This is a genomic window from uncultured Stenotrophomonas sp. (assembly GCF_945952405.1).
In the GTDB taxonomy this organism is placed as follows: domain Bacteria; phylum Pseudomonadota; class Gammaproteobacteria; order Xanthomonadales; family Xanthomonadaceae; genus Stenotrophomonas.
The window spans coordinates 36,742-63,526 of the sequence record NZ_CAMFIA010000006.1 but is presented as its reverse complement, the minus strand read 5'-3'; the positions used below and the strand labels follow the sequence as shown (position 1 = coordinate 63,526).

The 26,785-nt window shown below is 67.6% G+C and carries 23 protein-coding genes; 20 read left to right on the top strand and 3 right to left on the bottom strand.

The window, feature by feature from the left end; all coding sequences use genetic code 11:
- Window positions 1-31 precede the first annotated feature (31 nt).
- The 11 genes from Q0P60_RS08055 (at window position 32) to Q0P60_RS08005 (ending at window position 13,524) form a co-directional block, all read left to right on the top strand.
- Window positions 32-736 (top strand): C39 family peptidase, encoded by a 705-nt coding sequence (locus tag Q0P60_RS08055; RefSeq protein WP_294990806.1) that lies wholly within the window; start codon window positions 32-34, stop codon window positions 734-736.
- 14 nt (window positions 737-750) lie between these two features.
- Window positions 751-1,500 carry a hypothetical protein gene (locus Q0P60_RS08050; RefSeq protein WP_294990803.1) on the top strand — a complete coding sequence of 250 codons (750 nt, stop codon included), beginning with the start codon at window positions 751-753 and terminating at the stop codon, window positions 1,498-1,500.
- Between the two features lie 46 nt (window positions 1,501-1,546).
- A complete protein-coding gene (locus Q0P60_RS08045) occupies window positions 1,547-2,863 on the top strand; it encodes a transporter (RefSeq protein WP_294990800.1) in 1,317 nt (438 codons plus the stop codon).
- 300 nt (window positions 2,864-3,163) lie between these two features.
- A complete protein-coding gene (locus Q0P60_RS08040) occupies window positions 3,164-4,531 on the top strand; it encodes a hypothetical protein (protein WP_294990797.1) in 1,368 nt (455 codons plus the stop codon).
- A gap of 73 nt (window positions 4,532-4,604) precedes the next feature.
- Complete coding sequence (locus tag Q0P60_RS08035; RefSeq protein ID WP_294990794.1) at window positions 4,605-5,489, top strand: NAD(P)-dependent oxidoreductase; 885 nt, start codon at window positions 4,605-4,607, stop codon at window positions 5,487-5,489.
- Between the two features lie 101 nt (window positions 5,490-5,590).
- Complete coding sequence (locus Q0P60_RS08030; RefSeq protein ID WP_294990791.1) at window positions 5,591-6,730, top strand: SPFH domain-containing protein; 1,140 nt, start codon at window positions 5,591-5,593, stop codon at window positions 6,728-6,730.
- 20 nt (window positions 6,731-6,750) lie between these two features.
- Entirely contained in the window at window positions 6,751-8,103 is a 1,353-nt protein-coding gene (locus Q0P60_RS08025; RefSeq protein WP_294990788.1) for a TFIIB-type zinc ribbon-containing protein, read from the top strand.
- On the top strand, window positions 8,100-8,357 hold the full coding sequence (locus Q0P60_RS08020) for a hypothetical protein (RefSeq protein ID WP_294990785.1): 258 nt from the start codon (window positions 8,100-8,102) through the stop codon (window positions 8,355-8,357). Before Q0P60_RS08025 ends, Q0P60_RS08020 begins: the two co-directional genes overlap by 4 nt.
- Before the next feature lie 11 nt (window positions 8,358-8,368).
- Window positions 8,369-10,291, top strand: coding sequence for a tyrosinase family protein (locus tag Q0P60_RS08015; protein ID WP_294990783.1), 1,923 nt, complete (start codon window positions 8,369-8,371; stop codon window positions 10,289-10,291).
- 256 nt (window positions 10,292-10,547) lie between these two features.
- Entirely contained in the window at window positions 10,548-12,257 is a 1,710-nt protein-coding gene (locus Q0P60_RS08010; protein WP_294990780.1) for a diguanylate cyclase, read from the top strand.
- 94 nt (window positions 12,258-12,351) lie between these two features.
- Window positions 12,352-13,524, top strand: a complete 1,173-nt coding sequence (locus tag Q0P60_RS08005) for a M23 family metallopeptidase (RefSeq protein WP_294990777.1) — start codon at window positions 12,352-12,354, stop codon at window positions 13,522-13,524.
- Window positions 13,525-13,632: 108 nt separating this feature from the next.
- Here Q0P60_RS08005 and Q0P60_RS08000 read toward each other — a convergent pair whose 3' ends face one another.
- Entirely contained in the window at window positions 13,633-15,579 is a 1,947-nt protein-coding gene (locus tag Q0P60_RS08000) for a MacB family efflux pump subunit (RefSeq protein WP_294990774.1), read from the bottom strand.
- 2 nt (window positions 15,580-15,581) lie between these two features.
- Window positions 15,582-16,763: an efflux RND transporter periplasmic adaptor subunit gene (locus tag Q0P60_RS07995; protein WP_294990771.1), complete on the bottom strand. Its 1,182-nt coding sequence runs from the start codon at window positions 16,761-16,763 to the stop codon at window positions 15,582-15,584.
- Between the two features lie 236 nt (window positions 16,764-16,999).
- On the opposite strand from Q0P60_RS07995, the gene Q0P60_RS07990 reads away from it, so the two are divergent.
- From Q0P60_RS07990 to Q0P60_RS07975, 4 genes are all read left to right on the top strand, one after another.
- Window positions 17,000-17,566 (top strand): hypothetical protein, encoded by a 567-nt coding sequence (locus Q0P60_RS07990; protein WP_294990768.1) that lies wholly within the window; start codon window positions 17,000-17,002, stop codon window positions 17,564-17,566.
- A 56-nt stretch (window positions 17,567-17,622) separates the two neighbouring features.
- Complete coding sequence (locus Q0P60_RS07985) at window positions 17,623-18,339, top strand: response regulator (protein ID WP_294990764.1); 717 nt, start codon at window positions 17,623-17,625, stop codon at window positions 18,337-18,339.
- A gap of 3 nt (window positions 18,340-18,342) precedes the next feature.
- Window positions 18,343-19,419, top strand: a complete 1,077-nt coding sequence (locus Q0P60_RS07980; RefSeq protein WP_294990762.1) for an ATP-binding protein — start codon at window positions 18,343-18,345, stop codon at window positions 19,417-19,419.
- A 140-nt stretch (window positions 19,420-19,559) separates the two neighbouring features.
- On the top strand, window positions 19,560-20,486 hold the full coding sequence (locus Q0P60_RS07975; RefSeq protein ID WP_294990758.1) for an ABC transporter six-transmembrane domain-containing protein: 927 nt from the start codon (window positions 19,560-19,562) through the stop codon (window positions 20,484-20,486).
- A 43-nt stretch (window positions 20,487-20,529) separates the two neighbouring features.
- On the opposite strand, the gene Q0P60_RS07970 is transcribed toward Q0P60_RS07975, so the two are convergent.
- The gene (locus Q0P60_RS07970; RefSeq protein WP_294990755.1) at window positions 20,530-21,147 is read right to left on the bottom strand and encodes a TetR/AcrR family transcriptional regulator; all 618 of its coding nucleotides are present in this window, start codon (window positions 21,145-21,147) and stop codon (window positions 20,530-20,532) included.
- A gap of 170 nt (window positions 21,148-21,317) precedes the next feature.
- Here Q0P60_RS07970 and Q0P60_RS07965 point away from each other — a divergent pair, with 170 nt between their 5' ends.
- The 5 genes from Q0P60_RS07965 (at window position 21,318) to Q0P60_RS07945 (ending at window position 26,761) form a co-directional block, all read left to right on the top strand.
- Window positions 21,318-22,154 (top strand): siderophore-interacting protein, encoded by an 837-nt coding sequence (locus Q0P60_RS07965; protein WP_294990752.1) that lies wholly within the window; start codon window positions 21,318-21,320, stop codon window positions 22,152-22,154.
- 195 nt (window positions 22,155-22,349) lie between these two features.
- Entirely contained in the window at window positions 22,350-24,527 is a 2,178-nt protein-coding gene (locus Q0P60_RS07960) for a TonB-dependent siderophore receptor (protein WP_294990749.1), read from the top strand.
- 52 nt (window positions 24,528-24,579) lie between these two features.
- On the top strand, window positions 24,580-24,879 hold the full coding sequence (locus Q0P60_RS07955) for a DUF3649 domain-containing protein (protein ID WP_294990745.1): 300 nt from the start codon (window positions 24,580-24,582) through the stop codon (window positions 24,877-24,879).
- On the top strand, window positions 24,876-26,486 hold the full coding sequence (locus tag Q0P60_RS07950; RefSeq protein ID WP_294990742.1) for a PepSY-associated TM helix domain-containing protein: 1,611 nt from the start codon (window positions 24,876-24,878) through the stop codon (window positions 26,484-26,486). Before Q0P60_RS07955 ends, Q0P60_RS07950 begins: the two co-directional genes overlap by 4 nt.
- A complete protein-coding gene (locus Q0P60_RS07945) occupies window positions 26,483-26,761 on the top strand; it encodes a DUF3325 domain-containing protein (RefSeq protein ID WP_294990738.1) in 279 nt (92 codons plus the stop codon). The genes Q0P60_RS07950 and Q0P60_RS07945 overlap by 4 nt, the downstream gene beginning before the upstream one ends.
- Window positions 26,762-26,785: the final 24 nt, after the last annotated feature.

Sequence of the window (26,785 nt, the reverse complement as noted above, 5' to 3'; positions counted from 1 at the left end):
CAGGGGCTCCCTCCTGCTGCCGGAGAACGTGATGATAGGTCGCCGTCTTCCGCTACGTCTGCTGGTGTGCCTGTGGCTGCTGGGCACCGCTTCGGCATGGGCCGGCGATGTCCGCTTCGCCGATGTGCTTCCCAATGGCACGCTGCTGCAGCAGAAGGTGGAGAGCATGCAGGAGCGGCGCTACCGCAACGTGGTGCGGCAGCACACCGACTACAGCTGCGGCGCGGCGGCGCTGGCCACCATCCTGCGCCACGCCTACCACCTGGACACCGACGAGGCGACCGTCATCGAAGGGATGATGGGGGTCTCCGATCCGTCGCTGGTAGCCGAGCGCGGCTTCTCGCTGCTCGACATCAAACGCTATGTGGAATCGCTGGGCATGCGCGGCCGCGGCTACCGCATCGATGAAACCCGCCTGCGCAGCCTTCGCGTCCCCGGCCTGGTGCTGATGGACGTGCGCGGCTTCCGTCATTTCGTGGTGCTCAAGCAGGTGCGCGACGGCGTGGTCGAGGTGGCCGACCCGATCCTTGGCAACCGCAGCCTGGCGCTGCCGGACTTCCTTGCTGCATGGCCATCACGGGCGGTATTCGTGGTGATCGGCAGCGATTTCGATCGCAACACGGTTCTGCTGCAACCCAGCGAACGACCCAGTGCCCGCGCGCTCTACGCGCGGCAGGGGCCGATCACCGATGCCGAGCTGGTCGACTTCGGCTTCAGCCATGCCGACCTGTTCTGAAGGAGAACTCCACCATGTGCCGCCACGCCCTGATGATGGTCCTGCTGCTGGCCGCTCCCGCCCTGCCCGTGCAGGCTGCAGAGGCTGCCCGCGGGCACGGACTGAAGGAGATCCCGGACCCCGAACTGAACCTGATGCGCGGCCGCTACACCGTGGGTGGCAATACCGTGGCCTGGTTCGGGGTGACCATGGTCTCGCAATGGCAGGCGGGCAATGGCACCGCGCTGCAGGGAGCGTTGACGCTGGGCATGGATTTCCGTAGCGGCGGCACCCCCAGGCTGAGCTTCCAGCCCAGCGTGCATGTCACCGCTGCCGACGCCCCTCTGCCCGACACGCGCGGTCGCAGCATCGACAGCAGCGGCCTGGCCAACGCCAGCGGACTGGTGCAGAGCGTGCAGGTCGCCGGCGATGGCAATGCCGCGCGCAATGTCACCACGCTGACCGTCCGCGATGGCGCCGTGCCTTCGCTGTCCGCTGACGGCGCGCATGGGGCCAGCGCGCAGCAGGCCGGTGCGTCTGCCAGCGCCGTGCTGGACGGCAACCAGCTGCGCCTGCAGCTGCTGGTGGACGGCCAGGGTCTGGTGCAGCAATGGATACGCAACGGCAGCGTCGGCCAGGGCATTGCCCTGACGGGCGACGGCCAGGTGGCCAGCAACCAGCTGCGGCTGGAGCTGGTGCGGGATACCGCGGGAGGCAACCTGCCGCTGGGCCAGAACGTGGCCCAGGCGATTGCGATGAACCGCGGCATGGGGCCGGGCCGGTAACACGGCCCGGCGTTGGGGGACGCGCTTCACTACGCAGGACACGAACATGCACAGCCTTCTGAGGTTCACCCCGCTGGCGCTGGCGGCGCTGGCGGGCACCGCACTTGCCGCGCCGCCAGCCGCCGATGACGGCGCCGACGTGCAGGCCCTTGCCAATCAGCTGGAGCAATTGAAGTCGAACTATGCGCAGGAAGTACGGCGCCTGCGCGAACTGGACATGCAGGTGCAGGCCATGCAGGCACGCCTGAGTGGCCGCGTGGGCTCGACCGGCCCGGCCACGGCAACGGGTCCGGCAACGACCGTCGAGCCTGGCTCGGCCGCGCCGGGAGGCGCGGCTGCTGCAGCCGGCGCTGAAGGCTACGCCAGCAGTGCCGCCGAGGCGCAGCAGGCCCGGCAGGACGCCCGGCGCAGCGTGGATGATGTGAAACAGCAGCAGTCCGCGCTGTTCTCGCGCCGTTTCACCATCGAGAGCAGCCTCACCTACGCCCGTTACGACCGCAAGCAGCTCACGCTCAACGGCTTCCTGGCCCTGGACGCGATCTTCCTTGGCAACATCGCCGTCGAGAACGTCGAATCCGACTCGCTCACCTACAACCTCGCCGCCCGCTGGGGCGTCAGTCCCAACCTGACCCTGAACCTGGATGTCCCCTATCTGGCGCGGCGAACGGTCTACCAGAAGGGTGGCGCCGGCGGCGCTGCGGCGGCCATTGCGCAGGAACAGACCAACGGCAATGGGCTGGGCGATATCGGCCTGAGCGCCAACTACCGCCTGTTCGGCGAGCGTGGCTGGCGCCCCGAGACCGTGCTTACGGCCGGGGTGACCGCACCCACCGGGCGCGCGCCGTACGGCCTGGACTGGAAGGTGATCGAGCGCGATGACGATGACTACATCCGCTTTGCGGTGCCGCGCGAGCAGCCCACCGGCAACGGTGTATGGCAGGCCAATCTCGGCCTGTCCATGGTCAAGACCGCGGACCCGGCGATCCTGTTCGCCAATCTCGGCTATGTGCATTCGTTCCCGAGAGGCTTCAAGGACATCGACAGCAATCCGGACACGGTCAATCCTGGCGACGTGAAGCTGGGCGGCTCGGTGTACTTCGGTGCGGGCGTGGCGTTCGCCTTCAACGAACGCACCAGTCTCAGCCTGTCCTTCAGCGACCGCATCAGTGCCCGCGCCTCCACCCGTTTCCAGGGCGGCAGGTGGATGAAGGTGATCGGCAGCGACGCCAATGCGGCGTCACTGAATCTGGGCGTGACCTACGCGCTCAACCAGCACACCACGCTGGTGACCCTGCTCGGCATCGGCCTGACCCCGGATGCGCCGGACTTTACCCTGGCGTTCAAGATCCCCTACATGCTCTAGCCCCCGCGCTGCCGGCCCGGCGACGCAGCGGTGGGGACCACCGGCGTCGCCTCGGCCGCCTCCTGCCGGCCCTTTCCCAGGCCGCCGTCCAGGCCCTCGCGGCCACCCGGCACTGCGCCGGCCCGTGCCGGGCGCGGCAGCGGCCCCGCCCCAGGCGACGGCGGGCCGGAAATATGCGAGTGTGCTCACCCAGGGCCAGGCGACGATGGCGGGCCCGCCGGCACTCTGACCCGCGCCGGCATTGCTGCTACCGACGTTCTCAAGGATTTTTCGGCCCCGTGAGGCCGCAAGGAGCCCAGCGTGAGCATTTTCATCAGTGGTCGCCCCCTGCCATCCATCGCCCAGCTGGGCCGGCACAGCCAGCACGTACTCGGCTTCATCGACGGTGGCCGCGCGTGGCTGCAATGGGCGATCGAATCCCGCCAGAATCGCTACAGCTTCGAGGACGAAACCAGCCTGCTCGACGCCGTGCAGCGCGGTCTGCATGGCTGTGGGATGACCTGGCTGCCGAACGTGGGGCTGCAGGTCAGTCCGATCAAGCTGCTGAGCCTGGGCTTCGATGATCGTGAGGTGCTGCGGCGGCAGGAGCAGGACGAGGCACATCCCGCGATGGCCCAGCAGGTACAGCAGGTACTCGCCAGGCACCAGCTGCTGACCGCTACGGCGCTGGCCTCATACCGGCCCTTCCTGGCCGCGATCGGCGTCGCATCCGCGCCGCTGTTGCAGCAGCTGGATTTCAGGGATGCGCTCAGGCTTCACCAGCTGGCTGCGGAACAGCAGGGGGCCGGTGATGCCGGCGAGTCCTTGGCCGAGGCTGCCCGCTTCGCCTTGCAGCACGCATGCAATCCGGCCGAGTTCGTGGACTACTTCCGCTTCTACCAGCACCTGCATCCCACGGCCTCCAGCAGCGAGCGTCGGCTGGCGTACGCCGGCAATGCGCTCACGGCGGTACTACCGGCGCTGTTCGGGTGCCTGGAAGGGATCCAGCTGTCGCGACTGCCGGGGCCCGCCGAGGTATCCACGGCGATCGGAACCACGCTGCTTGCGGGGCGGACGGTGGGCTACCCGCGTCTCTCGCTGGCGGCGCAGCAGATGGCGGCGCTGCTTGGCGAGGATCCCGACCAGGCGCCTGACCGTGAGCGGGTGGGCGCGCTTGCCCTTCAGCATTTCCGTGCAGCCCAGGCCTTTGTCGCCGACCATCCGGTCGGCCACGGCCAACTGGGCCAGGACGGCGCCAGCATCCTGTTCGTGGTCGAGGCCTCGAGGGAGCAGGCACTGGTCCAGGTCGAGGACAACGTCGTCAACCTGCTGGACTACCGCCGGATGCTTCGCTTCGCCGACAGCGAGACCGTGGCCGACGCTAGGCCAGCACTGACCGCCAGTGATGATCTGAACACCGCTGCTACTTCAACCCCCTCCGGAGCACCGACCATGACGTTCCCGATCCCGCCTGACGACAGGACCGCGGTTGCCCGCGCTGCGGGCAAGAGCCCGATGCAGATCGCCCAGGAGCTGGCGGATGCCGCGATCGCGGCCAGCGAGGAAGGCGTCCGCTCGGCAATGGAAGTCCTGCAACGCGCGGTCGAGGAGGCCAATGAGGCGGTGCGAAGGGCAGAAGAGCAGGCCGAACAGGCCGTGAAACGGGCCAACGAGGCCAGCGGGCCATAGTCCACGCCCCGGCAATCACACGCTGTGGGCAGATGCGGCAAGATGGGCCCTTCGCTGCTGCGTGGAGCAAGGCATGCCCGTCGGATTCATAGGCCTCGGGGTGATGGGAACGCCGATGGCAGGCCATCTGGCGCGTGCTGGGCACAGGGTCCTCGGCTGGTCGCGCTCCCGCCGCAACGATGCCGTGGCCACTGCCGCCGGCATCGAGGTCATCGACCCGCTGCAGGACGTGTTCGCCCGATGCGAAACGATCATCCTCATGGTCGCCAACGACGCTGCCATCGACAGCGTGCTGGCACGTGACACGCCCGCGTTCGGCAGCCGGGTGAGCGGTCGCCTGCTGCTCAACATGGGCACCAGCGCACCGTCGTTCTCGCAGGCACTGGCCGAACAGATCGATGTTGCCGGCGGGCGCTATGTCGAAGCGCCGGTATCCGGCTCGCGGCTGCAGGCTGAGGGCGCGCAACTGGTGGTGATGCTGGCCGGGACCGAGGCCGACGTCAGCAAGGCCACCTCCCTGGTCGAGCCGCTGGGCCGCCAGTGCGTTGCCTGCGGCCCAGTACCCTCTGCACTGCAGATGAAGCTGGCCGTGAACCTGTTCCTGATCACCCTGGTCACCGGCCTGGCCGAGGCCGTGCACTTCGCCGAGCGACATGGCATTGCGCTCGAGCGCTTTGCCCAGGTACTCAACGCCGGGCCGATGGCCAGCGATGTTTCGCGGATCAAGCTGGACAAGATGATCCGCGGCGACTTCGCGGTGCAGGCCGCCGTGTCCGATGTGCTGAAGAACAGCCAGCTGGTGGCGGCGGCCGCACAGGCCGCAGGCATGCAGGCGCCGCTGATCGATGCCAGTGACGCCTTGTTCGCCCGGGCCCGGCAGATGGGGCTGGGCGAGCTGGACATGGCCGCTGTGCTGCAGGCGATCCGCCAGCCGCCGGGGACCTGCGAAGGCCGCTGATCCGGATTCATCTTCCGGCACTACAGCCGCCCTCGCCCGCTGCTATATTCAGCCAGGCTCGGCAGGCACGGTGCCTGCCATCGAATCACAGGGAGTTGGACATGGGTCTGGTACAGGCGGTGAAGGGTGCGGTTGGCGGTGTGCTGGCCGACCAGTGGAAGGACTTCTACACCGTGCCCACGGGCCTGCCGTCGACGGCGGCCCTGTTCGCGGCGGTACCGCGCGGCACCAATGCGGGCCGCGGTTCCAACACCAGCGGCTCGTCCAACATCATCACCAACGGCTCGAAAATCATCGTGCCGGAGGGCTACGGCCTGCTGTTGTTCCAGGACGGTGCGATCACCGCCTTCGTCGCCGAACCGGGTGGCTACGAATGGCGCTCGGACGATCTCAACTCGCAGTCGATCTTCGCCGGTGACGGCCTGGTCAGCACCTTCATCAAGCAGAGCTGGGAACGCTTCAAGTTCGGTGGCCAGCCGGGCTCGCAGCAGGCCGCGTACTTCGTGTCGCTGAAGGAGCTGCCGGACAACCGCTTCGGCACCCAGTCGGAGATCTACTGGGATGACGGCTTCCTCAACACCCAGGTCGGCGCGGTCACCCGGGGTTCCTACACCCTGAAGATCGTCGACCCGATCCTGTTCGTGAAGAACTTCGTGCCAGCCAGCTACCTGCAGCCGGGCCAGGTCTTCGACTTCACCGACCTGGACAACGCCGCCGCCAGCCAGCTGTTCAATGAAGTGGTGGGCTCGCTGGCGCCCGCCTTCAGCCTGTACACGAACGATCCGGGCAAGGGCAATCGCATCACCAGGCTGCAGCAGGATTCGATCGGCTTCGCGCAGAGCCTGTCGGCCGCCGTCGAACAGGCCTACCAGTGGCAGACCGATCGTGGCCTGGCCATCGTCAAGACCGCCATCGTCTCGATCGAGTACGACGCCAATACCCGCGAACTGCTGAAGACCGTGCAGCGCGCCGATGCGCTGTCCGGTGCGCGTGGCAATTCCAACCTGCAGGCCAGCGTGGCCCAGGGCATCCAGTCGGCTGGCGAGAACGGCGGTGCTGCCGGCCTGGTCGGCGTCGGCATGGCCTCGGGCATGTTCGGTGTCGGCGGCATGCAGCAGCCGGTCGCACCGGCGGCGGACGATCCGGTGGCCAAGCTGAAGAAGGCCAAGGAGATGCTCGACCTCGGCCTGATCACCCAGGGCGACTACGACGCACTCAAGGCCAAGGCACTGGGCCTGTAACGGCAGGACGCACGATCAACATGTCCGATCCCCGAAACGGCCCTCCGCCGCTGCCCGGATCCGCCCCCGCAACGCCGCCGCCCCTGCCGGCGGCGCCGTTGGATGGGCCGGGTTCGCCGCAGGACGTTCCTCCCCTGCCCGGCAGCTTCCCGCTGGATACATCGACGCTGCCGAAGGCGATCCGTGATGAAGTGGAAGCGCCGGATCCGCTGGCCATCGACACCTCGGCCAGCGAGCTGAAGGACGGCCTCAACCGCTGCCCGAAGTGTGGCGCCACCGACATCCGGCCCAAGGCCGGTACCGATATCCTGGTCTGCCTGTACTGCCGTCACGAATGGCATGGCGCGCGGGTCGAGGAGGAATTCGGGCTGGGCGAGGCCATCGACCAGCTGCGCGGTACGGTCATCGCTTCCGGCGCACGCGACATCGATACCGACACCTCGGCCTTGATGACGTTCAAGTGCACCGGCTGCGGCGCCGAAGTCACGGTCAATACCGAAAGCACGATGACGGCCCGCTGCCACTGGTGCCGCCATGTATTCGGCGTCAACGAGCAGATCAGCAATGGCGCGGTTCCCGATGCGGTACTGCCCTTCCATATCCGCAAGGACGATGCGGTCGCACGCATCCGCCAGTTCGTCGACAAGCGCCGGATGTTCGCGCTGAAGGCCTTCAAGGACGAATTCACCCCGGAAAACGTGGTCGGCGTGTTCCTGCCGTACATGATCGTCGACAGCAATGTCAGCGCAGCCGTGGCCGGCCGGGGCGAGATCCAGACCCGGCAGTACACGGTCGGCACCGAGAAGAACAAGCGCACCGTCTACGATGCCGATGTCTACCAGGTCGAACGCCAGGTCGATTTCACCGTCGATGACCTGCCGCTGGAATCCTCGGCCGAGCGCGGCAACCTGGACACCCGCGCCAACACCAACAACATCATCAATACCATCCTGCCCTTCGACACCAAGAATGCAGTGAAGTGGAACGCCTCGTACCTGGCCGGCTTCACTTCGGAGAAGCGCAACCTGGATGTGGAGAAGCTGCGCCCGCGGCTGGAGGACCAGCTGCTGTCGATCGCCCGTTCGCAGGTGGAAGATTCGGTGAAGCGCTACAACCGCGGCGTGCGCTGGGAGCAGGAGCAGCTGGAAGTGCATGGCACCCGCTGGGTGTCGATGTACCTGCCGGTCTGGCTGTACTCGTACCATCAGCCCGGGAAGAACGGCGGCATGCTGCACTACATCGCAGTGAACGGCCGCACCGGCGAAACCATGGGCAGCGTGCCCGTGCAGCAATGGAAGATGCTGCTGGCGGCACTGGCCACCGGCACCGTCATTGAAGCCCTCGCAATTGCATTCCTGGTGGCATCGACATGAGCGACGACAGTGGCCTCTGGCTGTTGGCGGCAGGTCCGGCCGGCGCAACCGCGCTGTACTGGGCGCTGTACCGCTACTACCGCAACACCGACAAATCGCACTCGTTCGAGCACGAGACCGAGATCGAGGCCAAGCCGATCACCGGCTCGGACCAGAAGGTGGACCGGATCACCGGCACCGAGGAGAGGCGCATTCGCGGTGACAACGTGTATGAGTACCGCAAACGCGTTGTGCGGGTGAAACCCGACCCGTAGCGCCAGTCCGTGTGTGGCTGATCGACAACGCAGCAACGACGACGGTGAACGGCTTCAGCCGGGCAAAGGTGTACGCGCCCGCGACTGTGGCCTGCTTCGCAGATCAGCCTGTGTGCCATGCCTATACTACGGCCGCTTCCAGACAGGCCGAGCGTGCGCCTGCCTGTGGTGCGGCGGGGCTGGATAGCCCCGCCGGGCCGGCCGCCCAGCGGCCGCCGGCCCTGCCAGTGATTTGTAACCCGATGCGGTTCATCCAATCACCAGGGGGAAAGGACATGCGCTACTCACGTCGTGATTTTCTTGCCACCACTGCCAGCGCGTCGTTGGCGTCGCTGGTCGCGCCCGGCGCCTGGGCCAGCAGCGCCACACCGGCCGGCACGGCAGTGCAGGCACGCTACCATCGCTACAACGTCACAACGCCCGAGGGCCAGCGCATGCTGGCCAGCTACGCGCGCGGCATCAAGGCGATGCTGGCGCTGCCGGCGGACGACCCACGCAACTGGTTCCGCAATGCCTTTGTGCACCTGATGGATTGCCCGCACGGCAACTGGTGGTTCTATGTCTGGCACCGCGGCTATGTCGGTTACTTCGAGCAGACCATCCGCACGCTCAGTGGCGACCCCCAGTTCGCCATGCCCTATTGGGACTGGACCGAGTTGCCCAGGATCCCGCCGGCGATGTTCGATGGAGTGCTGACGCCGACCGACAGCGCCTATGCGCCCTATACGCGCAACCTGGCGGTCTTCACCGGTTTCATGCGCCCCGCACTGCAGCGCTACTGGGACCAGCTCGACGCCGGCCAGCGCGGCCAGTTGAAGTTCCGAGGTTACCTGACGGCGGACGATGTCTGGAACGATGTGACCGGCTACAGCGCCAAGGAACAGACTGGCATCTCGGGCAACGCGGCCTATGCCATCACCTGCGGCGCCCGCTACCTTTGGCGTGAGAATCCCGGCTTTGATGCCAAGACCGCCTCGGCCGTCTCGCCCGACACCATACGTGCCGGGCTGTCGCCCATCGATTTCTACAATGCCGATGTGAGCCGCAGCTTCACCAGCTCCCGCACCGCATCGCATGTGGTCCAGCCCGACGGCGCCACCAGGTTCTCGGTGCTGGAAGGGTTCCCGCACAACAAGGTGCACAACTGCATCGGTGGCGTCGGTGCGGTCGATCCAGGCCCCTACGGCAACATGACCAACTTCCTGTCGCCGCTGGACCCGATCTTCTATCTGCACCACGCCAACATGGACCGCCTCTGGGATGTATGGACGCAACAGCAGCGATCGCGGGGGCGACCGATCATGCCAACCGATCCCAACGAGCAGCGCCAGTTCATGAACGAGCCGTTCCGCTTCTTCGTCAACGCCCAGGGCAGATACGTTGGTGCGCGGCCAGCAAGTGAGTTCTTCTCCACAGCGGCGTTCGACTACGACTACGTCTACGCCCGCCGCACCGAACTGCTGGAAGCCACGGCACCGCCGGCCGCCGAAGGTACAGTGCGCCTGGTGCGAGGCACCCCGGCCGACGGCGCCGTCCGCGTCGCGGTTCCCAACGAAGCGGTGCGTGCGCATCTGGCCACCTCGGCGCCGCGCCAGCTGATTGCCGAAGTCACCCTCGAACGCCCCCGTGGATTGAACAATACCCGCGAGTTCGACGTGCTGATCAACGCGCCGGCCGGCACGGCGTCGGTCACCGCGGACAGCCCGTACTACGCAGGCACGGTGTCGTTCTTTGGTCCCAGCATGGCGGGGATGGACCACAGTCATCCCACCACGTTCGCCGTGCCTCTGCCTCCGCGACTCGGCGCGCTGCAGGCGTTGAGCGCCAGCACGGGAGGATCGACGACATTGGAGATCCGCCTTGTCGCGTCTTCCGGCCAGGCACCGCAGGCGCTCCCGGTGCTGGATGCCTCGATCCTGGTCTCGCCCCGCTAGAACACGCATCGATGCAGGGCAGGTGTCGCCCTCCGGCACCTGCCCGATCGGGTCTGGCAGCCCGCTCACTCACGCGCAGACCCGCCAGGCTCGGCGGCGCTGCTCGCCCCCGTCATGTCGCAGATTCTGCGACGCTGATCATGGTTTGGATTCATCCGGGGATGACATCCGGGCCCCTTCTCACACGGCCTCTGCGGCGGCTTCACCTGGCCCTCGGCAGACTCGGCCCGTTCCCTGCCCTCGCCTGAAACGCGCCATGGACGAAGCCGAACGACTGCTTGAGCTCGATCGCCTGCATCTGCTCGATACGCCGCCGGAGCCCGTGTTCGACGCCATCGTGGCCGCCGCTCGTGCCGCCACCGGCATGACCATGGGCTTGATTTCGGTGGTGGCCGACGAGCGCCAGTGGTTCAAGGCCAACATCGGGCTGGAGGGCGTCAGCGAAACCTCGCGCGAGATCTCCTTCTGCACGCACGCCATCCAGCAGGACGCGCTGTTCGAGATTGCGGACGCGCGCCAGGATCCGCGTTTCGCCGACAACCCACTGGTCACCGCTGGGCCGCGCATCCGCCACTACGCCGGCATTTCGCTCGGCTCTGCGCACGGCGCGCGCATCGGCACGCTGTGCCTGCTCGACCCGATGCCGGGCGTACTGTCGCCTTCGCAGCGCGAGCTGATGGTGCACCTGGCCCGGGTCACCACCCAGGTGCTGGAGCAGCGCAGCACCCTGATGGCCCAGGTCGGCCAGGCCAAGGCCCTGCATCGTGAACTGAAGCGCAGCGAGGACTTCCTGGAACGCACCAACCGCGCAGCACGGGTGGGCGGCTGGGAGCTGGACCTGGTCAGCCAGGAAGTCCGTTGGACCCGGGAAACCAAGCAGATCCACGGTGTCCGCGGCAACTTCCAGCCCACGCTGGAAAGCGCGTTGTCGTTCTATCGCGAGGACAGCCGCAGCATCATCCGCACCGCGGTGCAGCGCTGCATCGACGAGGGTACATCGTGGGAGGTACAACTGCCGATGACCACTGCCGACGACCGCGCCATCTGGACCCGGGTGGTCGGTGGCCGGCAGCAGGTGGACGGGCGGCCGCGACTGGTGGGCGCGATCCAGGACATCACCGAGGAGCGCGCCGCGCTGGATGCCCTGGAGGCCAGTGAAACGCGCTACCGGCGTCTGTTCCACTACAGCCTTGGGCTGATCTGCACGCATACGCTGGAGGGGGTGCTGACCTCGGTGAACCCGGCCGCGGTACAGTCGCTGGGGTTCGACGAGAGCCAGATGCTCGGGCGCAGCCTGTGCGACCTGATGCCCGCGGAGAAGCGCCCCGCGTTCCAGGCCTATCTCGCACGCATTGCCGTCAACCATACCGATGCCGGCGTGATCGAGCTGATCGCTGCCGATGGGACCCACCATTTCTGGGCGTACCACAACGTACTCGACAGCGAAGCCAATCCTCCCTATGTGCTTGGCCACGCACAGGACGTGACGGCGCTGCGCATGCAGGAACAGCAGCTGCGCGAAATGTCGTACAGGGATCCGCTCACCAAGAGTTACAACCGTCGGTTCCTGCCCCGCCTCGACGAGCTGGCCGACCAGCCGTGGGCCTGCCTGATGTTCGACCTCGATCACTTCAAGCAGATCAACGACAGCCAGGGCCATGCGCGCGGGGATACCGTGCTGGTGGAGTTCGCCGCCTTCCTGCGCGCGCCGCTCGGCCCCGCCGAAAGCGTGGTCCGCATGGGCGGCGACGAATTCATGGTGGTGCTGACCGCACCGGAACCGGGTCGGCTGGCCGCGCTCGAGCAGTGGTACGTACAGCAGGCGGCAAAGTCTCCCACCCCGTTCTCGCTCGGCGCAACCCATCACACACCCGGCGAGTCGGTCGCCGAGACGCTGCAGCGCGCCGACAGCCGCCTCTACAGCGAACGGGCGCGCGTGCGGAAGCATCCACGGGCACCGGGCTGACACCGCCCGCATCGCTCGGCGCTGCCTGTATCTGCGTCACCCGCACAGCGCTATGCTCGGCAGCGGCCACCACCGGCCTTCCTGGGAAACGGGCATGACCCGCAGCGCCTGCTTCGTCCTGCTGCTGTTGCTGCTTCCTTCAGTCGGCTCGCCGACACCGCCGCCGGCCCCCGTTGAAGCGCGGGTCCCCTTCGCACCGACGCCCTTTGTCGGCAGCGACGGCCTGCGCCATATGGCCTATGAACTGCACATCACCAACTACTACGGCGACACCGGCGCGCTGCAGCCGCAATCGTTGCAGGTGTTCGGCGACGATGCCGAAACCCCGCTGCTGAGCCTGGATGGCCCTGCCCTGCGCGACTGGGTACGGCCATCGCCTTCAGCGGAGAGCGCTCTCTCCATTGCGGCGGGAAAACGCATGGTGGTGTTCCTGTGGCTGTCACTACCGGCCACCGACACTGTGCCGCACGTTCTTCGCCACCGCATGCTTCTGGGCACCGAGCAGCACGGCAGCGTGGAACTGGATGGCGCCCACAGTGCGGTCAACGCGGCGCCGGTGATGGCGCTCGGTCCGCCCCTGCAAGGCGGTCGATGGCTGGCCCATGAAGGGCCCGGCGCGGCGCAGTCACACCACTGGGGCAGCCTGGTGGCGGTGAATGGTGATCTGACCATTCCGCAGCGCTTCGCGCTCGACCTGGTCGGCGTCGACGAACGTGGGCGCGCCGTGCGTGCAGCGGCCAGGGATCTGCAGCACACCCGTCATACCGACTGGATCGGCTATGCGGCGCCGGTGCTGGCCGTCGCCGACGGTGTCGTGCGTGCGGTCCGTGATGGGCAACCCGAGCATCCGCCGCTGACCGCCCAGCCTGAGCCCGGCTCACTGACGGCCGATGGCCTGTTCGGCAATTACGTTGTCCTGGAACTCTCGCCGGGCGTGTTTGCCAGCTACGCCCATCTGCGCACCGGCAGCATCAAGGTGAAACCCGGGCAAGCGGTCCAGCGTGGACAGACGCTGGCCCAGCTTGGCCAGTCGGGCAACTCCGCCGCCCCTCACCTGCACTTCCAGCTGTCCAACAAGGCCACGTTCGAAGGCGCCGAGGGTATTCCCTATGCCTTCCAGCGCTTCGACGATTTCGGGCCTGAAAGCGAAGCGCAGCTGTTCGGCCAGGGAGACATCTGGAAACCCGGCGTGGCCGTGCCGCGTGCGGATCAGCTGCCGCTCAACGACATCGTCATTGCCTTCCCGCCGCCAACAACGTCCCTGTAGAGCCGAGCCCACGCTCGGCTTATCGCGCGCAGCGCAGGGCGCTTCGTGGCCTGGCCGCAAAGCAGCCGAGCATGGGCTCGGCGCTACAGTTTCCGCAGTGCCGGTACCCTACTCCGCCGCCAGCGCCTGGATCGGGTCCAGCTGCGCCGCACTACGCGCGGGGAAGTAGCCGAAGCCCAGTCCGATGGCCGAGGAACACGCCAGCGCCGCCAGCACTGGCCCAGCACTGAACCGGAACGGCACCCCAAGCGACAGCAGGCTGGACAAGGCACCCACGGCGAAGGCGAGAAGCACGCCCAGCACGCCGCCGAACAGGCAGATCAACACGGCCTCGATCAGGAACTGGCGCAGGATATCGCCCTGCCGCGCGCCAACCGCGAGCCGCACGCCAATCTCGCGCACCCGCTCCTTTACCGATACCAGCATGATGTTCATCACCCCCACGCCCCCCACTACCAGCGCGACTGCGGCAATGGCAGACACCAGCGCGGCCATCGTCTGGCTGGACTTCATCACCGCCTTGCGGATCTGGTCGGCGTTGTAGATGAAGAAATCGCGCCGGCCATGCAGGCGCTGAAGCGATGCGGCCAGCGACGCCTCGGCGGCCTGGGTCGGCACGTTGTCGCGCACGCGTACGGTGATGCTCTCCAGGCGTTGGCTGCCCAGCAGCCGCGACGCAGCGGAGGTATAGGGCACGTAGACCGTCGGCGTGGCGCCGCCGGCGAAGCCGCTGGCACCCACCACGCCAATGACGTCCACCGGCATGCCGCCCAACAGCACCGTGCTGCCGATCGGGTCACCGGTGAACAGGGCCTTGGCCGCCTTCTGGTCCAGCACGCCGACCGCACGATGCGCCTGCACTTCCGCATCGGTGAAGAAGCGCCCGGCCGTCAGCCGCAGCCCGCGCACGCGCGGCAGATCGGCACCTACGCCCAATACCTGGGTATTGGCGCGACGGCTGCCCTGCAGCGCCGCCACCGATCCAGCAAGGTTGGGGCTGACGCTGTCGACATAGCCCAGTGCCGCCAGATGATCCGCGTCACCCACGACCAGTGACTCGATTTCCGCCGAACGTGGGTCGCCGAAGTCGGCGCCGGGATAAATTTCCAGAGTGCTCGCACCCAGTTCGTTGATCTGTGACTCGACCTGGGCCTGTGCCCCCTTGCCCAGTGCAACCACCGTGACCACCGCAGCCACGCCGATGATGATGCCAAGCATGGTCAACAGCGTACGCAGGCGGTGGGCCAGCATCGAGCGGGCCGCCATCCGTGCGGCTTCGCGTACCGCATCCCGCCGCGCCCGACGTTCACTGGACACGGACCCAGCACCGGCGCACGCGGCCGCGGCTACCGCTGGCGGCTGGCGGCCGCGCTCCATGCGGTCGGCGACCACACGGCCATCGGCGATCTCGATGACCCGTGCGGCATTGGCGGCAATCGCCGCATCATGCGTCACCAGGATCACGGTGTGACCCTGTGCGTGCAGTCGCTTCAGTTCGGCCATCACCTGCTGGCCACTGGCATGATCGAGTGCGCCGGTCGGCTCGTCGGCCAGCACGATGGCACCGCCATTCATCAATGAGCGTGCGATCGACACGCGCTGCTGCTGGCCACCGGACAGCTGGCTGGGCCGATGGCCGGTACGCTCGCCCAGGCCCAGGGTGTCCAGCAGGGCCTGCGCGCGCGCAGTGCGCGCGTCCACGCCCACGCCGGCATACACCGCCGGCAGCGCCACGTTTTCGGTCGCGCTGAGGTTCTCCATCAGGTTGTAGCGCTGGAAAATGAAACCGAAATGCTCGCGACGCAACCGGGCCAGTGCGTCCGGCGCCATCTGTTCGGTCGCCTCGCCGTTCACCCGGTAGCTGCCATCGGTCGGGCGGTCCAGGCAGCCGAGGATGTTCATCAGCGTTGACTTGCCCGAACCCGACGGGCCGATGATGGCGATGAATTCGCCCGCGTCGATGCGCAGCGAGACATCCTTCAGCACCACCACCTCGCCGGCGGCCGAGCGATAGGCGCGGGAAACCCCGCGCAGTTCAAGCAGAGCGTCGGCCATGCTCACATTCCCAGCAGGCTGGTCGGTTCGGCCTCTGCGCCGCTCGGCGCCTGGCCAATCACCACATTCTCACCTTCCCGCAGTCCCGACAGGATCTGCACGGCGGTTGCGGTGCGCAGGCCGGTGGTGACTGCGCGCTCGCGGGCACGGCCTTTGCCGTCGACCACCTGCACGGTCGCGTGGTTTCCGTCCTTGCCAGCGGACTCGGCCAGGGCGCTCAGCGGCACCTGCAGTGCATGGGCGACGTGCGCCAGCTGCAGGGTCACCTTCACCGTCATCGAGGGCTTCAGCGTGAGGCCGGGATTGGCGACGTCGAACAGGCCCGCGTAGTACACCGCCTTCGGTGTTTGGGCTGACCCACCTGCACTGCCGGTGGCGGCATCGGCAATCGACGACGGCGCCGGTTCCAGTTGCTGCAGATGCGATTCAAAGCGGCGCCCGCCCGGCCCCAGCGTCGAGAACCACAGCGGTTGCCCCGGCGCCACCAGCTCGACGTCAGCCTCGGCGATCTCGGCGCGCACAGTCATCGTGTCCATCTGCGCCAGCATCACGATGGTCGGCGTGGTCTGCATGGAGTTCAGGGTCTGCCCGGCCTTGGTGACGATTGCCACGATGTAGCCATCGCTGGGCGAGACAATGCGGGTGTAACCCAGGTTGATCCGCGCGGTTTCCACCTGGGTCAGCGCCTGGTCGATCTGTGCCTGCAGGGCGGCCACCTCGGAACGTGCGGTATCGCGTGCAACACGCGCGGTCTCGAAGCCCTCCTGCGACACCAGGCGCGAGGCCACCAACTGCGACTGCCGCTCGAACGCACGGCCGGCCTGCGCGTAGCGCGCCACGCTGGCCGCATGCTGGGCGCGCAGCGTGTTGGTGGCCGCCTCGGCACTGCGCAGCGCGATGCGCTGCGGTTGCGAGTCGACCTCGGCGATCAGGTCGCCGGCCCGCACGCGCTGGCCCAGCACCACATGCAACCGCTTGACCTGCCCGGACACCTGCGCGCCCACCGCCACCAGCTCCTTGGGATTGACCCTGCCGACCGCCTGCACGGTCTTCTCCAGGTCCGCCACGGTTGCCGGCGCCGTGATCAAGGCAGCGTCATCGCCACCGGCAAACAACCACCCGCCCGCGACGGCGGCCAGGGTGGCCGCGGCGGTGGCAATGATCCAGATCCTGCGAGTGCTCATCGAAACGCCCGGCTGCATGCGCTCACCCGGTGTGAGCGCCAGGCGTGCAGTCTGGTCGTCGCGGGTGGACGTTTCTTGGAGCCACTGTGGAGATTGCATGGAGACGTGTCGGCCGTTCAGGCACACGGCCCGCGCCTGAACGCCGTGGCGCGCATCCACCGAATCTCGACACAATCTCGACCAAGTCTCCATCATCGGTCGCTAGCCTCGTCGGCCTCGCCGACTGCCTGCTCACCGTGTCCCGTCCCTGTCCTGACCTGCCACCGATCGACGTACGCCGTGCCTACCTGGCGTGGTGCACGCCTTCGCCGTGGCTGATCGCGTTGGTGCTGGCAGCCACGACGGTGTGGATGCTGGCCAGCCGCTCGCTGGCTTCGCCACTGCTGGCGGGATTCGGCGCAGCCGCCTGGGTGGCCTTCCACAGCGATGGACCCGGCCACGCGGGCCGCGCCGGGACACCCTTGTCGCTGGTCTTGATCGGCCTGGCGGCATGGACCGCAACACATCCCGGCACCGGCATCGGGCTGCGCGTGCTGCTCGCCCTGACCGCTGCCGCGGTCGCTGTGCTGCTCGGCCTTCGCCTGCGCGCCATCACCGCGATGGCGGCGCGGCTGCAGGCCCGTGTTGACGCGACCCCGATGGCAGCGCGCTGGAGCAAGCTCCCGGCCGCGGTATCCACCCTGATGCTGCAGCTGCTGCGTAGCGCGGCCCCGCTCGAACCGCACCTGCAACGGGCACTGGTACTGGCCACCCTGGCCTGGGCCGCCAACGAGGAGGCGCTCGACATGGAACACCGACGATGACGCAGTCCCAGCCTCTCCCCTTCTTTCCTGCTCCTGCATCGAAGCCGCATCACGCAATGAAACACGATCTCCGCACCCGCCCAGCGCCGCTGGTCCTGATCGCCGAGGATGAGGGCGAAATCGCCGACATCCTCGGTGCCTACCTGGCCCGTTCCGGCCTGCGCTGTGCCCGTGCCGCAGATGGCGAGGCCGCACTCGCCAGCCACCGCCAGCTGCGCCCGGACCTGGTCCTGCTGGACGTGCAGATGCCGAAGCTGGATGGCTGGCAGGTCCTGAGTGAACTGCGCCGCCGCGGCAGCACGCCGGTGATCATGCTCACTGCGCTCGACCAGGACGTGGACAAGCTCACCGGCCTGCGCGTCGGCGCCGACGACTACGTGGCCAAGCCGTTCAATCCGGCCGAGATCGTGGCGCGCATCCAGGCGGTGCTGCGCCGCAGTGCCAGGACCGTGGCCGACGCCCCCAACGGTCTGATCCGGCAGGGACCGTTCGAGATCGACCTGCGCAGCCACGAGGTGACGGTGCGCGCCGGCGAACGGGTGCATGCCTTGAACTTCACCCTCACCGAATTCCGGCTGCTGGTGCACATGGCGCGCGCGCCACGCCAGGTGCACGCGCGCGTGGACCTGCTGCAGGCCTGCCTGCCCGAAGGCGATGCGCAGGAACGCACCGTTGACAGCCACGTCAGCAAACTGCGGCGCAAGCTGGAGGACGTCGGCGTGATCGGCATTCCCGCCACCATCCGCGGCGTCGGCTACCGTTTCCTGGACTGAATGATGACCTCGAAAGGAAAGAGCATCGGCCGCCAGATCACGCTGTCCATCACGGTGGCCTCGTTGTGTTCCACGGTGCTGTCGATCAGCGGTTTCTACCTGTTCTACTACCTGATGGAAGTGTTCTACCCGCGCTGGTATGACGAGCCGGAGACGATCATGCCATCCGGCCTGGAATGGCTGTGGATCGGATTGACCGCCACCGTCGTCGTCATCTTCGCCACGCTGGTCGCTTCGCGCCTGACCCGGCGCATCATCACCCCGTTGAACTCGGTGGCCGAAAGCCTGCGCCGGGTAGCCGGTGGCGATCTGGACGCGCGGGCGCGTGGTGGCGACACCTCGATGACCGAGGCTGCCGCGCTGGTCAGCGACTTCAATTCCATGGCCGAACGGCTCAGCCGCATGTCCGAGAACCGGGTGTTCTGGAATGCCGCGATTGCACATGAACTGCGAACGCCGATGACCATCCTGCGCGGCCGGCTGCAGGGCATCGCCGAGGGCGTGTTCGAGCCGGGGCCGGAGCAGTTCAACAGCATGCTCACCCAGCTGGAAGGCCTGACCCGCATCATCGAGGACCTGCGCGTGGTCAGCCTTGCCGAGAGCGGACATCTGGACCTGCGCCTGCAACGCAGCGACGTCCGCGTACAGGTCGCGGCGGTGGTGGAGGCCATGTCCGCAGCGTTGACTGAAAGCGGCTTCTCGATAACGTTCGACGCGCGGCCTGCGCTGGCCGACTGCGATCCCGCACGGATCCGCCAGGCTGTGTTGGCGCTGCTGGAGAACGCGCGTCGTCATGCCACCCCCTGCCCGCTGCAGGTGCATGTCACGCTGGCCGAGGGTCACTGCACCGTGGCCGTGGAAGATGGCGGTCCGGGCGTGGCGGATGAACTGCGCGACAGCATCTTCGAGGCCTTCCAGCGCACCGATGTCTCACGCTCACGGCAGAGTGGTGGTTCAGGATTGGGCCTTGCCGTCGTCCGCGCAATCGCCGTGGCCCATCACGGAACGGCGCTGTGCCGGGCCACCGAGCGTGGCGGCAGTTCGTTCGAGATCCGCTGGCCGGTGCATGCCCGCCGCTGACACGCTTCGGCGGACATGCCGGCGCACTCCCGCCTCGGCCACCCCCTTGTAGCGCCGAGCCCGCGCTCGGCAGCTGTTCGCGCACCCCGCACACGCGCCGAGCGCAGGCTCGGCTCTACAGGCCCCACCCAGCCATCCCCATGAAGCCCCCCCACGACCCAACCGCTGCCGCCGGCAGCATCGGCCAGCAGAATGCGGCGGCCACCCTGAAAGCCATCCTGCGCACCTATCCCTGGCAGCTCACCGGCACGTTCTCGCTGGTGGCGCTGGAGAACGCCCTGCTGTTGGCCTATCCGCTGTTCGCCGGCTTCGCGGTGGACGCGATCATCCGCGGCAACGTCGGTCACGCTATTTCCTACGCGGGCGTGGTGCTGTTGTTCTGGCTGGTCGGCGCGGCGCGCCGGGCAGTCGATACCCGCACCTTCACCCGCATCTATGCCGATCTGGCAGTGAGCGTGGTGCAGGCACAGCGTCGGCTCGGCCACGCCACATCCACCTCGGCCGCACGCGTGGTGCTGGCCCGTGAGTTCGTCGATTTCTTCGAAAAGCACGTGCCGATCATCGCCACGGCACTGGTCTCGATGTTCGGTGCGGCCGCCATGCTGCTGGCGATCGAGCCGCTGGTGGGTGCTGCCAGCCTGCTGGCGCTGCTTGGCGCACTGTTGCTGCTGCCCTCGTTCGCACGCCGCAACGAGCAGCTGCATGGTCGCCTGAACAACCGCCTGGAACATGAAATCCGCCTGGTCGACCGGGTCAGCCCTTCCGTGCTGCGCCGCCACTACACCACGCTGTCGCGGCTGCGCATCCTGCTGTCCGACCGCGAAGCCGCTGCCTTCGTAGTGGTCGGTGCGGCCGCTGCGGTGCTGTTCGCGCTGACCATTGGCCGCCTCGCCACCCGCGAAGGGGTTACCCCGGGCCACGTGTATGCGGTGATGACCTATCTGTGGACCTTCGTTGGCAGCCTGGACGACGCACCGTCGATGGTCGACCAGCTCGCACGCCTGAAGGACATTGGCCGTCGCGTCAGCCCGGGGATGGCCGACGCCGAGCGCGGCAGCGCGCCCTGAGCGGTGACGGCCGCCCCGGTGGGCGATGGCCCGGCGTGCCCGGTCAGCGCGCCGGTGACGGCGTGCGGCCACACATCGCCAGCGCACCAATGATCAATGCGTCCATGCTGCGGTCAAACTCGGCCTCGCGCTCAGCGGGGTCCAGTGGCCGCCGCACCGTGTCCACCACTGCATGCCGCGAGTACACGGTGTCGGCCAACGCCACGGCGTGATACGCCACGGTGGACAACAGCCACGCGGCCTGCTCCAGCGGCAGCCCATGCACGCGACTGAATTCGGCATGGTGGTGCTTGATGCGCGCCAGCATCTCCGGCGTCTTCGCACCGTGGCTGACCAGGAACGGCGCCAGGCCCGGATTGGCGTCCACAAGCGTCCGCAATGAACGTTGGAACGCGCGCAGATCATCCTCGATGCTGTGCCGGCCATCGGCATCCAGCGCCGGCGCCTGCCAACGGTCGAAGATCGCCTCGGCCACCAGCTCGCGTAGTGCCGCCAGGTTCGCCACATGCTTGTACAGCGCGATGTGGCTGACCCCCAAGGCCGCCGCCACACCCACGAAGCTCAGCCCCGGCAGCGTCATTGCAATGCCAGCGTCGGCAATGCGCTCGCGGGTGATGCTGGGCGGGCGCCCACGGGCAGAGGTTTTTTTCGGTACAGCCATGCGGTAACGGTTCCTGCGCGATGCGCGGGCAAGGGCTGTCATGGTGGTCCGCAGCGCCGCAGGGGTCAACGCGTCGCGGCCATCCACGGACAGGCCCGGGTTGCGGCTCGCTCAATTTAGTTTACTATGATGTAACTAATTCGCATTCGCACTACTCAGGATCGTTGTCGATGTCCGCGCCCCCTCCTTCAATCGCCCAGGCCGGGCCGCTGCGCGGCGCCGACCATGATCGCGGCCTGCAGGCGCTGCAGGTCCAGGTGGTCGCGGTTGAACAGCCGTGCGCCAGCCTGCTGCGCCTGGTGGTCCAGCTGCCGGCAAAGGCCGAGCTGACGCCGTGGCGGCGGGCCAACACCGCCGTGCGCATCCAGCTTGGCAGCGCCTTCGGCGATGTATCACGGATCTACACCGTACGCAGCGTGGACATGCAGACGCGCCGCTTCGTGCTGGACGTGGTGCTGCACGAGGCACCGGGGCCGATGCTGGCCTGGGTACGTGCGCTGCGCCGCGGTGATGCCTTCGATCTGACCGGGCCGCGGCCGCATCTGCAGATACCGCAGCGCGAAGGCAGCTGCGCCCTGCTGTTCGCAGACCAGAGCGCCATCCCGGCCCTGTTTACCCTGATGCAGCAGTGGCCCACCGGACTGCGTGCGCAGGCCTGGGTCGCTTCGGATGACGCGTTCCCGGTAAACGAGCTGCCCCTCGTCGAGGGCGTCTGCGTGCATCGCCTCGCCACCGGCGGCACCCCCTTGCTCCAACAGGCGCAGCAACTGCGCCTGGATGCCAAGACCACCGTATGGGCCGCCGGCGAGCGCGAGGAAATGCGCGCCCTGCGCCGCCACTTCATTGACACGGTCGGCCTGCCGCGCAGCGACGTTGCCGTTGCCGGCTACTGGAAGCGTGGCGAGACCACCACCGAGACCGACCAGCGTCGCCGCCGCAACTACGAGCGCGTACTGGCGCGCGGCGGTGGCCTGCACGACCTCGACGACCTCGCCGACGATATCTGATCCACCCCGCAGCATCCGCGCCCTGCGCTTCGTTCCACCCAGCCACAGATCGCCCACGCACCTCGCGTGCAGCACTGCCCCAGCGGCAGCGCCGTGCCCTCTGCCAGCCATTCCACAGCCCGCGTCGTCCTGCCCCCACAGGTCACCGACGGCGCCGTGCTGGCCGATCGCACGACCCACCACACGAGAACCGCCATGTCCGTCCCCCTGCGAACCCCTTCCCTGCCACGCCGCTCCGCGCTGTCCCTGGCCGCACACGCTGCGATGCTGCCCACCCTGCTGATCGCCATCGCCGCTCACGCCAGCGACGCAGCCGATGGCGCCCGCCAGTTGCCCACGGTGAACGTGCGCGCCGACAAGAGCGCACCCAGCGATGCCTATGCGGGTGGCCAGGTCACCCGCGGCAGCCGCGTCGGCCTGCTCGGCGAGCTCGACTTCATGGATACCCCGTTCAACACCACCCGCTATACCGCCGGATTCATCGACAACATCCAGGCGCCGGACCTGGTACGGGTCATCGCGCTGACCGACCCCAGCGTCTACAGCAGTGGCTCCAGCGGTGGCATCACCGACTACTTCAACATCCGCGGCTTCGGTGTCGCCTCGTCGGATATCGGATTCGGCGGACTCTACGGCCTGATCCCCTACTACCGGGTCACCCCGGAACTGGCCGAGAACATCGAGGTACTGAAGGGCCCCTCCGCGCTGCTCAATGGCATGCCGCCGGGCGGCTCGGTGGGCGGTGCGGTGAACCTGGTGCCCAAGCGGGCCGGCGACACGCCGCTGACCCGCTTCACCGCCAGCTACGGCAGCGACGCGCAGTGGGGCGGCCATCTGGATGTCGGCCGCCGCTTCGGTGCCGGCAAGCAGTTCGGCGTGCGCCTCAATGCCGTGCACCGCGACGGCGACACCGCAACCGACCATCAGCAGCACAGGACGCAGCTTGCATCGCTCGGCCTGGACTGGCGTGGTGAGCGCTCGCAGGTGTCGCTGGACCTGTTCAGCAGCCGCGACCATGTGGATGGCCTCAACCGTGGCGTCTCGCTGGCGCCCGGCCTGGCCGTGCCGCGTCCGCCGAAAGCCAGCACCCTGTTCGCACCGGACTGGACCTTCAGCACCGTCAAGGACCAGGCTGCCGCCCTGCGCTGGTCGTTCGACATCAGCGACCACCTGCAGGCGCATGCCAGCTACGGCCGCGGCCATACCGATTTCGACTCCATCGCCAGCGCCACCACGCTGATCACCAACACGGCCGGCGAGTTCCGCAACAACTTCGCCCACCAGCGCTTCATCTACAGCAAGGACACCGCCGAAGCCGGTCTGTCGGCGCGGTTCCGTACCGGCGCGGTCGATCACGCGCTGGCGATCAGTGCCGCCTGGTACCAGCACGATCAGAAGTTCGGTTTCAAGCGCAACCTGCTGGCCCGCGATTGGGTGACCACTCTCTACAACCCGCAGTGGGGCCCGGCCATCGACCGCAGCTTCAGTGATGCTTCGCTTCCGAAGACCGCGGAAGTGCGTACCACCAGCTTCGGCATCGCCGATACGCTGTCCTTCGTCGATGATCGCGTGCAGCTGACCCTGGGCATCCGCCATCAGGCCGTGCTCAGCGATACCTTCGATGGCAGCACCGGCAAGCGCACCGCACGCTACGACGCCAGCGCCAACACCCCGGCAGCTGCGCTGCTGTTCAAGGCCAACGAGCGCCTGTCGCTGTATGCGAACTACATCGAAGGCCTGAGCCAGGGCAGCACCGCGCCGGCAACAGCCGCCAACGCTGGCGACGTGTTTCCGCCGTACAAGACGCGCCAGCGCGAGGTCGGCGCCAAGTTCGACTTCGGTCGCCTGGCCAGTGTGCTCAGCGTATACGAGATCGAGAAGCCCGGCTCCTACACCGACCCCGCCAGCAACGTGTTCTCGTTCGGCGGCCAGCAGCGAAACCGTGGCGTGGAGTGGACCGTGTTCGGCCAGGCCACTGAACAGCTGCGCGTGCTCGGCGGCATCGGCTGGCTGCAACCGAAGCTGACCCGTACCCAGGGCGGCATCAATCAGGGGCGCCTGGCCACGGCCACGCCACAGTGGCAGGGCAAGCTGGGCGTGGAATGGGACGTTCCGGCCGTCGCCGGCCTCACCCTTACCGGCAATGCGGTCAGTCTGTCCAAGGGCTACATCAATGCCGACAACAGCCAATGGGTTGCCGGGCGCACCGTGTTCGATCTCGGAGCCCGCTATGCGCTGCAGGCGGCCGGCCATCCGCTGGTACTGCGCGCCAGTGTCCAGAACCTGACCAACAAGGCGTACTGGGCCGGCAGCCTCGGCTCCGGACTGGGCACGCCGCGCACCGCGCTGCTGTCGGCCACCGTCGATTTCTGATGCCTGATGCACGGGCGTCATGCCGTCGCGCATGGCGCCCCGGAGAACTGATGTGAGCGTTTCCCGTACCGCCTCCGTGCTGGCCTGGCTGCCATGGGTCTCACGTATCGCCGCCGCGCTGTTCGGCGGCTATGCCCTGGCTGCGCTGTGCAGCATCGCCGCATTGGCGCTGCCCATCGATGGCCGCCAGGCCGTGTTCACCGGTATGCTCGCCAGCTTCCTGCTGTATGCCGGCGCCGTGGTCTGGGTGTTCGCGGTGCGCTCGGCGTGGCGCGCATGGCTGGGCCTGCTCATCACGGCATTGCCCCTGTGGCTGGTCGCACAGACGGTCGGTAGCGGAGGCGCAGCATGAGCAAGGTCGATCGCACCCCCAGGCCACGCGGCATCCGCCAGACCATGTCCGACCTGCATATCTGGGTTGGGCTGCTGGCCGGCTGGATCCTGTACGCGATGTTCCTCACCGGCACCGCCAGCTACTTCCGCGACGAGCTCTCGCGTTACACCCGCCCGGAAATCGCCACACCGTCAACGATGCCGGACGCCGCAGCGGTCGCACAGCGTACCGTCAGCGCACTCATGGCCGACACCCCAGCAGCCAACCAGATCAACCTGAGCCTGCCGAGCACGCGCATGCCGTGGGTGTCGGCGATGTGGGCCAGCCCGGGTGGACGTGGCCGGCACGGCTTCGACTCAGGACTGTTCGATGCCAGCACCGGTGCGCCGTTGCAGGCCCGCGACACCGGCGGCGGCGACTTCTTCTACGCGTTCCACTTCAACCTGCACTACATGCCGGCGATGTGGGGCCGCTGGATCGTCGGCCTGTGTGCGATGTTCATGCTGGTGGCCATCGTCAGCGGCGTGATCACCCACAAGAAGATCTTCGCCGACTTCTTCACCTTCCGCTGGGGCAAGGGCCAGCGCTCGTGGCTGGACGGTCACGCGGCGGTATCGGTGCTCGGGCTGCCGTTCCATTTCATGATCACCTGGAGCGGCCTGGTGATGCTGGCGGTGCTGTACATGCCGTGGGGCCTGGCCAAGTTGCCGGACAAGCGCCAGCAGGCCGAGGTGGTCAGCGAGATGCGCCTGTTCCTGCCGCCGCAGAAGGCCGCCGGCCAGCCTGCTCCGCTCGCCGATGTCGGTGCGCTGGTGCACCAGGCCGAACAGCGCTGGGGACCCGGCACTGTAGGCAGCGTACAGGTACAGAATCCCGGCGACGAGAACGCACGCGTGGCCGTGGTGCGTGCACAGTCCAGCCGTGTGTCCACCACCCCGAACTATCTGCTGTTCGATGGCAGCGACGGGCAGCTGCTGCAGATCAAGGAGCACTCAGGCGTTGCCGCCGACACCCAGGGCGTGCTGTATGGCCTGCACCTGGGCCGCTTCGCCGACGCCACCCTGCGCTGGCTGTACTTCATTGTCAGCCTGGCCGGTACCGCCATGGTCGGCACCGGGCTGGTGCTGTGGACGGTCAAGCGCCGCGCACAGCTGCCCGATCCGCAACGCCCCTACTTCGGCTTCCGCCTGGTCGAGCGGCTCAACATCGCTACGGTTGCGGGCCTATCCGTGGCGATGGTGGCCTATCTGTGGGCGAACCGCCTGTTACCCGCGGCCCTGCAAGGGCGCGCGGCGTGGGAGGTGCATGTGTTCTTCCTGGCCTGGGCGGCCATGTTCGTGCACGCCACGCTGCGCACACCGAAGCGCGCCTGGATCGAACAGTTCCTGCTGGCGGCCCTGCTGTTGGCGCTGCTGCCGGTGCTGAGCGCAATGACCACGGCGCATCCGCTGTGGTGCACGCTGGCCGCAGCCGATTGGGCATTTGCCGGCACCGACCTGACCCTGCTGGCATTGGCCGCCCTGCACGCGCTGCTGGCCTGGCGCACCTGGCGGCATGCGCCGAAGGTGAAGCGCGCACGGCCGTCTGCTGCGTCACCCAATGCGGCACCGGAGGCCAGCGCATGATCCACCTCATCCTGTTCGTGCTGTCACTGGCCGCATTCGCCTGCCTGGCACTGGCGATGGAGCGCCATCAACGGGACATACTGGGTCGAGCGTTGCCCGCGCAGTCAACCCAGCAGCTGCGTGCCCTGGGTTGGGCGCTGCTGGTGTTCAGCACCGTGTTTGCGCTGCGCGGGCTGGGGGTGGGTTCTGGTTTGGCCGCATTGTCCGCGCACACCAGCGTGGCCGCCGGCGTAGTGGTACTGGCGATGGTGGCGCATGGGCGATGGAATCGGTAGATGGCCACCCTGGTGGGTGCCGAC

Excerpts from the sequence above, each read along its gene's own strand:
- Q0P60_RS08010 (WP_294990780.1), top strand. The coding sequence starts at position 10,548 with ATGGACGAAGCCGAACGACTGCTTGAGCTCGATCGCCTGCATCTGCTC.
- Q0P60_RS08030 (WP_294990791.1), top strand. The coding sequence starts at position 5,591 with ATGGGTCTGGTACAGGCGGTGAAGGGTGCGGTTGGCGGTGTGCTGGCC.
- Q0P60_RS07970 (WP_294990755.1), bottom strand. The coding sequence starts at position 21,147 with ATGGCTGTACCGAAAAAAACCTCTGCCCGTGGGCGCCCGCCCAGCATC.
- Q0P60_RS08050 (WP_294990803.1), top strand. The coding sequence starts at position 751 with ATGTGCCGCCACGCCCTGATGATGGTCCTGCTGCTGGCCGCTCCCGCC.
- Q0P60_RS07985 (WP_294990764.1), top strand. The coding sequence starts at position 17,623 with ATGAAACACGATCTCCGCACCCGCCCAGCGCCGCTGGTCCTGATCGCC.
- Q0P60_RS08005 (WP_294990777.1), top strand. The coding sequence starts at position 12,352 with ATGACCCGCAGCGCCTGCTTCGTCCTGCTGCTGTTGCTGCTTCCTTCA.
- Q0P60_RS08025 (WP_294990788.1), top strand. The coding sequence starts at position 6,751 with ATGTCCGATCCCCGAAACGGCCCTCCGCCGCTGCCCGGATCCGCCCCC.
- Q0P60_RS07995 (WP_294990771.1), bottom strand. The coding sequence starts at position 16,763 with ATGAGCACTCGCAGGATCTGGATCATTGCCACCGCCGCGGCCACCCTG.
- Q0P60_RS08000 (WP_294990774.1), bottom strand. The coding sequence starts at position 15,579 with ATGGCCGACGCTCTGCTTGAACTGCGCGGGGTTTCCCGCGCCTATCGC.
- Q0P60_RS07945 (WP_294990738.1), top strand. The coding sequence starts at position 26,483 with ATGATCCACCTCATCCTGTTCGTGCTGTCACTGGCCGCATTCGCCTGC.
- Q0P60_RS07980 (WP_294990762.1), top strand. The coding sequence starts at position 18,343 with ATGACCTCGAAAGGAAAGAGCATCGGCCGCCAGATCACGCTGTCCATC.
- Q0P60_RS07950 (WP_294990742.1), top strand. The coding sequence starts at position 24,876 with ATGAGCAAGGTCGATCGCACCCCCAGGCCACGCGGCATCCGCCAGACC.
- Q0P60_RS08055 (WP_294990806.1), top strand. The coding sequence starts at position 32 with ATGATAGGTCGCCGTCTTCCGCTACGTCTGCTGGTGTGCCTGTGGCTG.
- Q0P60_RS08035 (WP_294990794.1), top strand. The coding sequence starts at position 4,605 with ATGCCCGTCGGATTCATAGGCCTCGGGGTGATGGGAACGCCGATGGCA.
- Q0P60_RS08020 (WP_294990785.1), top strand. The coding sequence starts at position 8,100 with ATGAGCGACGACAGTGGCCTCTGGCTGTTGGCGGCAGGTCCGGCCGGC.
- Q0P60_RS07965 (WP_294990752.1), top strand. The coding sequence starts at position 21,318 with ATGTCCGCGCCCCCTCCTTCAATCGCCCAGGCCGGGCCGCTGCGCGGC.
- Q0P60_RS08045 (WP_294990800.1), top strand. The coding sequence starts at position 1,547 with ATGCACAGCCTTCTGAGGTTCACCCCGCTGGCGCTGGCGGCGCTGGCG.
- Q0P60_RS07975 (WP_294990758.1), top strand. The coding sequence starts at position 19,560 with ATGAAGCCCCCCCACGACCCAACCGCTGCCGCCGGCAGCATCGGCCAG.
- Q0P60_RS07960 (WP_294990749.1), top strand. The coding sequence starts at position 22,350 with ATGTCCGTCCCCCTGCGAACCCCTTCCCTGCCACGCCGCTCCGCGCTG.